At 36.0% G+C, this 6049-nt stretch carries 8 protein-coding genes; 6 read left to right on the top strand and 2 right to left on the bottom strand.

Annotated elements, in window-relative coordinates; translation table 11 throughout:
* Nucleotides 1-169: 169 nt before the first annotated feature.
* The gene (locus tag OXU73_02050) at nt 170-883 is read left to right on the top strand and encodes a thioredoxin domain-containing protein (GenBank protein ID MDD9868088.1); all 714 of its coding nucleotides are present in this window, start codon (nt 170-172) and stop codon (nt 881-883) included.
* A gap of 3 nt (nt 884-886) precedes the next feature.
* Here OXU73_02050 and OXU73_02045 read toward each other — a convergent pair whose 3' ends face one another.
* Complete coding sequence (locus tag OXU73_02045; protein ID MDD9868087.1) at nt 887-2266, bottom strand: glycine--tRNA ligase; 1380 nt, start codon at nt 2264-2266, stop codon at nt 887-889.
* Nucleotides 2267-2347: 81 nt separating this feature from the next.
* Here OXU73_02045 and OXU73_02040 point away from each other — a divergent pair, with 81 nt between their 5' ends.
* The 4 genes from OXU73_02040 to OXU73_02025 all read left to right on the top strand — a co-directional run bounded on the left by OXU73_02040 (nt 2348) and on the right by OXU73_02025 (nt 4957).
* Nucleotides 2348-2617, top strand: a complete 270-nt coding sequence (locus tag OXU73_02040; protein ID MDD9868086.1) for a hypothetical protein — start codon at nt 2348-2350, stop codon at nt 2615-2617.
* Nucleotides 2618-3148: 531 nt separating this feature from the next.
* On the top strand, nt 3149-4324 hold the full coding sequence (locus OXU73_02035; GenBank protein MDD9868085.1) for a nuclear transport factor 2 family protein: 1176 nt from the start codon (nt 3149-3151) through the stop codon (nt 4322-4324).
* Nucleotides 4325-4343: 19 nt separating this feature from the next.
* The gene (locus OXU73_02030) at nt 4344-4727 is read left to right on the top strand and encodes a DoxX family protein (protein ID MDD9868084.1); all 384 of its coding nucleotides are present in this window, start codon (nt 4344-4346) and stop codon (nt 4725-4727) included.
* Nucleotides 4728-4768: 41 nt separating this feature from the next.
* Nucleotides 4769-4957, top strand: coding sequence for a hypothetical protein (locus OXU73_02025; GenBank protein MDD9868083.1), 189 nt, complete (start codon nt 4769-4771; stop codon nt 4955-4957).
* A gap of 25 nt (nt 4958-4982) precedes the next feature.
* Here OXU73_02025 and OXU73_02020 read toward each other — a convergent pair whose 3' ends face one another.
* Complete coding sequence (locus tag OXU73_02020) at nt 4983-5363, bottom strand: hypothetical protein (GenBank protein MDD9868082.1); 381 nt, start codon at nt 5361-5363, stop codon at nt 4983-4985.
* A gap of 71 nt (nt 5364-5434) precedes the next feature.
* Here OXU73_02020 and tmk point away from each other — a divergent pair, with 71 nt between their 5' ends.
* A complete protein-coding gene (gene tmk, locus OXU73_02015; GenBank protein ID MDD9868081.1) occupies nt 5435-6040 on the top strand; it encodes a dTMP kinase in 606 nt (201 codons plus the stop codon).
* The last annotated feature ends 9 nt before the right edge of the window (nt 6041-6049 follow it).

Genomic DNA, 6049 nt, shown 5'->3' with positions numbered 1-6049 from the left:
AGAGATTATGCCAATGCTGAATGTGGCATAATCTCTGCCCCCATATCCGTAAAAAACATAAGATGTGTGGAAGACGACACAGGAAACAACTCTGAAATTCCCTGCACGATACCCTCTTTTATATAAGAAAACATATTTTATTTTATAGTACAATTATATTATATCACTTATGTTTTACCATTACCGCATACCTATTTTTATAATAATTGCCTCGTCAATCATCTCTCTTTCTATAATTTTCAATTACCAGAAAGAGAAAGACGCTGTCGCAGAGATTAACCTTCAAGAAAAAATAGAGATTATAGAAGAAGATGCCTCTGTAAAACCCGTGAGCTATAAAGACGATCTTTTTATAGGCAACCCCGAAGCAGAAATAATAATAATTGAATACGGCGACCTACAATGTCCCTATTGCCAAAGACAGCACCCAGTTCTTTATCAACTACTTAAAAGTGAATACGGCATATCTGGCACGGTCGCGTGGGTTTTCAGACATTACCCACACATAGACGAAACATCATACAGAAAAGCAGAACTTGTGGAATGTGTCCGTGAAATAACAAATGACGAAATCGCTTGGAAATTTATAGGACAACTTCTTGAAGTCGTTGAAGAATTACAATTCCCAGAGGAGAGAATAAAAAGCATTGCAAAAAATCTTGATATAAACGAGCGTGCCCTACTATCATGCGAAGCATCAGACAGACACAAAGACACCGTTATGCAACAACGCGAAGAAGCACAACAGTTGAAAGCCGCGAATACTCCATACTTTGTCTTCATAACAAAAACAAGTGGAATAGCTTTCAAAAGTGGAAAAAGTTATGATTTTGATGATCTCGTTGAGGTGATAAAAAGAATCTTAAATGAAAGACACGGTTAGCCGTTAGCCAATCTTCTCTTTTATATAATCCACAACATCATTTATATCTACCCTATCCTGCGACATTGAGTCGCGCTGTCTTATTGTCACCTTTTTATCATTTTCTGTCTCAAAATCAACCGTCACACAAAACGGCGTCCCTATTTCATCCTGCCTCCTATACCTCTTCCCTATTGACTGGGTCTCATCATACCAAACTGAAAAATCTTTTTTAAGAAGATTAAACATATCTTTTGACTGTTCGTTGAGTTTTTTATTTTTTGAAAGCGGTAAAACAGCCACAGTAATAGGAGCAATTGATGGTGCAAAACGGCTCACAAGCCTCGTCTCATTATTCTCAAGCTTCTCCTCTTCCACACTTTCAAACAAAAGCGCCATCGCCATTCTTCCCACACCTGCTGATGTTTCTATAACATGCGGTATAAATTTTTCATTTGTTTCTGGATCAAGATAATCAAGTGAAATTCCAGATTCTTTAGAATGAGCGGACAAGTCATGATCTCCTCTGTTGTGAATGCCCTCAATTTCTTTCCACCCAAAAGAAGGAAAGTTATATTCTATATCTTCTGCCTCACTTGCATAAAACGCGGGGTTCTCATGTTTTTTAAATCTAAGATTATCTTTTGAAAGACCAATTGAACACAAAGAATCAAACCTCTCTTTTTTGAATTGGTCATAATATTTTTTTGCATCTTTTGGATGGACGAAATATTGAAGTTCCATCTGTTCAAACTCACGCGTTCTGAATAAAAACTGTCTTGGGGAAATTTCATTCCTAAACGCCTTCCCTATCTGACCGATACCAAAAGGAACTTTCAAACGCATTGACTCTGCGATATTTTTGTAATTCACATATATCCCCTGACATGTCTCCCCTCTTAGATATATCTTTCCATTATGAAAGTCATTTTCTGTCCCCATTGATGCAGAAACCAAAAGATTTCCAAAAGAAACCTTTGATAAATTTTCTACCTTACATCCATCTGGCAACTTGACACTTTTTTTATTTTTATCAAAAAGTTCTGTAAATTTTTCTTCATCCGTTATCCCATCTGCAGAAACCCCTGCCTCCTCAAGCAGTGTATCCGCTCTCAACCTTTCACCCGTTTCGCCACATATCACATAGGGATCGCTGAAATTTTTGATATGACCCGATGCAGACCAAACCCTTGGAGACATGCATATCGCAGAGTCAAGACCCACAATGTCTGAATGACCTCTCACCATATTGTTCCACCAATTCTTTTTTATATTGTTTACAAGTTCAACACCCAAAGGACCATAATCATAAACCCCAGCAAAGCCGTCATATATTTCAGACGAAAGAAAGAAAAATCCCCTTGTTTTAGCAAATTGGGCTAAAAAATCAATTTCTTTTTTCATTTTTACTATTAAACATTCTGCTTATTACGAATAGCAAGATAAATTATCCCCAAGAGAATGAAACTTGGGATATGAGGAGCAATGAAAACAAAAAAGGATATAAGAATGAGTGGAAGCGGAAACCTTACATCAAAACTTACATCAGTAGCCAATTCATCTAAAAGACCGGGCGCTAATGTGTCAAAAAATATAAGACCGATTGAAGAAGCCACCAGAAAGAAAAAAGATGCGACAAATGACAAGAAAAAGAGAACCACTGTAAAAGCTCTAAACCAATTCGCCCTTACTGATCGCAGGAAAAAGATAAGATACCACATGGTTATGACTCCTGCTCCATACACAATCAAATAGTATAAAACTGTCGCTGATGTAGGTAACAACTCCTCCGAGAAACCACCAATAGCAATGGAAGCCAACGGAAGAGTATACAGGGCATATAAAAATACCATCCTGTTCCTCAATGCTGGATGTTTACTTTTATTCATATATAAACATTATACCACAACAAACCAAAGAAAAAACCCAAGCAAGTCATTGTCTGGGTTTTTCCTCATCCATAATATAACAAGGGTTTGACTCTTGTTAATTAACGATTTACAACTATAGTTCCAATTACTAGAATTACTATCAACCAAAACCACCAGGTCTTGTAAAATGGCTTATTCATAATTTAACAATAAATCATCAAGTGATTAATAATCAACAAAGGCACCCCTCTGTTTCCCTATTAATTATATCACAAGATATGCAACTAAAAGAAATTTTATAATAAACACAGCACAAGCGATTTTTGGTATTTTTAAGCCACAATTTACCTAAATTATGCCTATATTTCAGTGTGGTATAATACTTCCATATTAAAAATTTATATTGTTTTGATTTATGAAGAAAAAATATATTTTTATTGGGATTATTGTAATAATCATACTGGCAATTTTCAGTTATGAGGAAACAATAACTCCAATCTTAGAGGATGGAACACCTGATTATAGCGCGAGAGAGACGAGAGATTTTAGATCGCTATTTTCAGATGATGAATCATATGACCGCGACTCTAAAAAATCTAAAAAGTCAGAGAGGGGTGATGATGATAGAGATGATGATAGAGATGTGCATGATAAAAAATTAGTTTTGACCTTTATAGAAGAGCTATACAACAACAAAAATTATAGTGTACTTGATGAACTTGTTGATGAAAACATAAAACAACACGACCCACTCGTAGGCGACGGCGTTGTCAGTATCAAAAATTCATTAGAAGAAACCTGGTTCTCTGCTTTCCCAGAATATTATGTTGACATAAAAAGAGCAGTAGCGGATGACGGTCTAGTATTTGTCCAAAGCCATGTTACAATCAATACTGAAGACAGAAGAAACGACTACGCAGAAAACAGTTTCGCTCTTGGAGAAATATATTTACTTGAAGGTAAGAAAGACGAAAGAAGAATCGTTGAGCATTGGAGTATAACACAACCTGTTTCTCCAACTTCTGTAAATGGAAATTCTATGTTTGACGGAGAAAGGTTTGAAAAAGAATCTAAGAGAGTAGAAGAGAAAAACAAAAAAATAGTGTTGAGATATATGCTGGAAGCATTAAACGGCAGAGATGTTGATGTCCTTGATGAGATATTAGATGAAAATTGGATAGCACACAACCCAACAGAGCAAAACGGCAGAGAGAATCTGAAAGACCTATTCCAAAATGTCTTCTTCGCCCAATTCCCCAACCTCTACGCAGATGTTAAGAGAGTCGGCGCAGAGGGTAATTTGGTGTTTGTTCATACCCACTACACAGTTAACAAGCAGGATGTAGGAAATGGCTTTACAGGTGCAGCAAATATGGATATATTCCGCCTTGAAGATGGAATTATCGTTGAGCACTGGGATATCGTCATGAGACCAGTCCCAGAAACAACAGTCAGCGGCAGATCAATGTTTGATGGAGGTGCCCTCTACAACTACAAAAACGAGAGATACGGCAAAGACAAGGATAAAAAGGATAAAGATGGCGATAAGAAAAAAGACAAGAGAAAGAAAAAGTCTGACGAGCGTTATTAAAAACAAATAGTAAAATATTATGGAAATAAGCAATAAATTAGCAAATTTATCTGCCCTTCTCGGAAGGATACTTATAGGTGGTTTATTTGCGTTCGGCGGAATAACATCTGCTCTTAACTATGAAGGATTTTTACAAGCAGTTGAATCAGGTTTTAGTTTCTGGCCGCACTTCTTTGCAATAGGAGCATTGTTAATTAAAATCTTGGGAGGTCTTTCTCTCGTGTTTGGACTTTGGACAAGATGGGGCTTAATCGCTCTCATTGTATTCACAGTATTGGCAACGATAATATACCACCCCGTAGCAACCGACCCAATAGGATTCTCTAAGAACCTTATGCTGTTGGGAGGACTTCTCGCATACTTTGGTTTTGGACCTGGCAGATACGCGATTGATTCAAGATAGGCAAACAATTAGCGCAAAGCTAAACATAAAATAGCAAAAATATGAAGGATCCTTATGATGATTTTAAATTTGGATTAGTTATTGTCATTATTATATTTGCCTTGATTTGGTTTCTGTCTATACTATTTGGCTGGCCAATCCCAAGAGATGAAATATTTGAGTTCGTTATTGGTATTATTGTGTTTGCTTGTTTTGCTTGGCTTGCTATTGCGATGAATATCCCACGATAAACACCGCGTTGTTAATTATTGTTTATCACTTACGGACTATTTCAATAACCCTTTCAACAAGGATTGTTATTATCAATATATTCAGATAAGCTGGAAGAGTCCAAATAAAATATTCATAAAGCGTTACAGTAAGCAAACCTACCAAGACAAATAAATCTGCAAATACAGAAACAAAAAACGCTGTAAGACCAAACACAATAGTGTTTTTTCTGAAATCTTTATCAACACTTTTCAGATAAAGCCAAAGAAAGAAAGAAAATACAAAAATTAGGACAACCGTTATAAATACATTAAATGCCGTTCTATCAATCAATATCTCCCCTGCCTTATTAAAAAATGGAAAGGAGATCATAAAAGGGATGAACCAAATCAAAAAACCATAAAATGTTATCTTCTTATAATTCATATGTTGATATTATACACCCTTTACAGACAGATTGCTTATTCCATCTGTTTTTACTATAATAGTCGGTAATTATGGGAAATTTAATAGCAATAGAAGGAGCTGACTGCGTTGGAAAAACAACCGTCATAGACATGCTCAAAAAGAAGATGCCAAGCGACACCCTGTTTTTCAGAGAACCTGGTGGAACAGAATTTGGCGAAAAAATGAGAGACATAATAAAGAATGAAAGTGTTCGGGATCCTTATGTGGATACCCTACTCTTCTCCGCCACAAGATTAAAACTTATAAAAGAAAAAATAGCCCCTGCGATAAAATCAGGAAAAACTGTGATACTGGATAGATTTATACTATCCACTTATGTTTATCAATACTTCACAAACAACCAAGACGAAGAGATTCTAAATCTCATAAAAACTACAGAGAGAATTTTTATCAAAGAACTAAACATAGAGCCAGCCTACTTTTTACTTGAATGCCCCATAGAAGAGATCTACAAAAGAATGAAAGGCAGGGACATTGAAAAAGATAGTTTTGAAGAAACCATAGAAAAAACTATAGAAGGTTATAATTTTATGTCCAACACCCTCAAAGGAAACATAGAAAAAATTAACACAAACCGAGCACCAAATGAAATATTAGAAGAACTACTCGACAAAATCAAAACCCTCGGACATTAAGACGCCCTC

The organism is Candidatus Campbellbacteria bacterium (assembly GCA_028817035.1).
Lineage (GTDB): Bacteria > Patescibacteriota > Minisyncoccia > Phycocordibacterales > JABAAK01 > JAPPQH01.
This window is presented reverse-complemented; position numbering and strand designations above follow the sequence as displayed.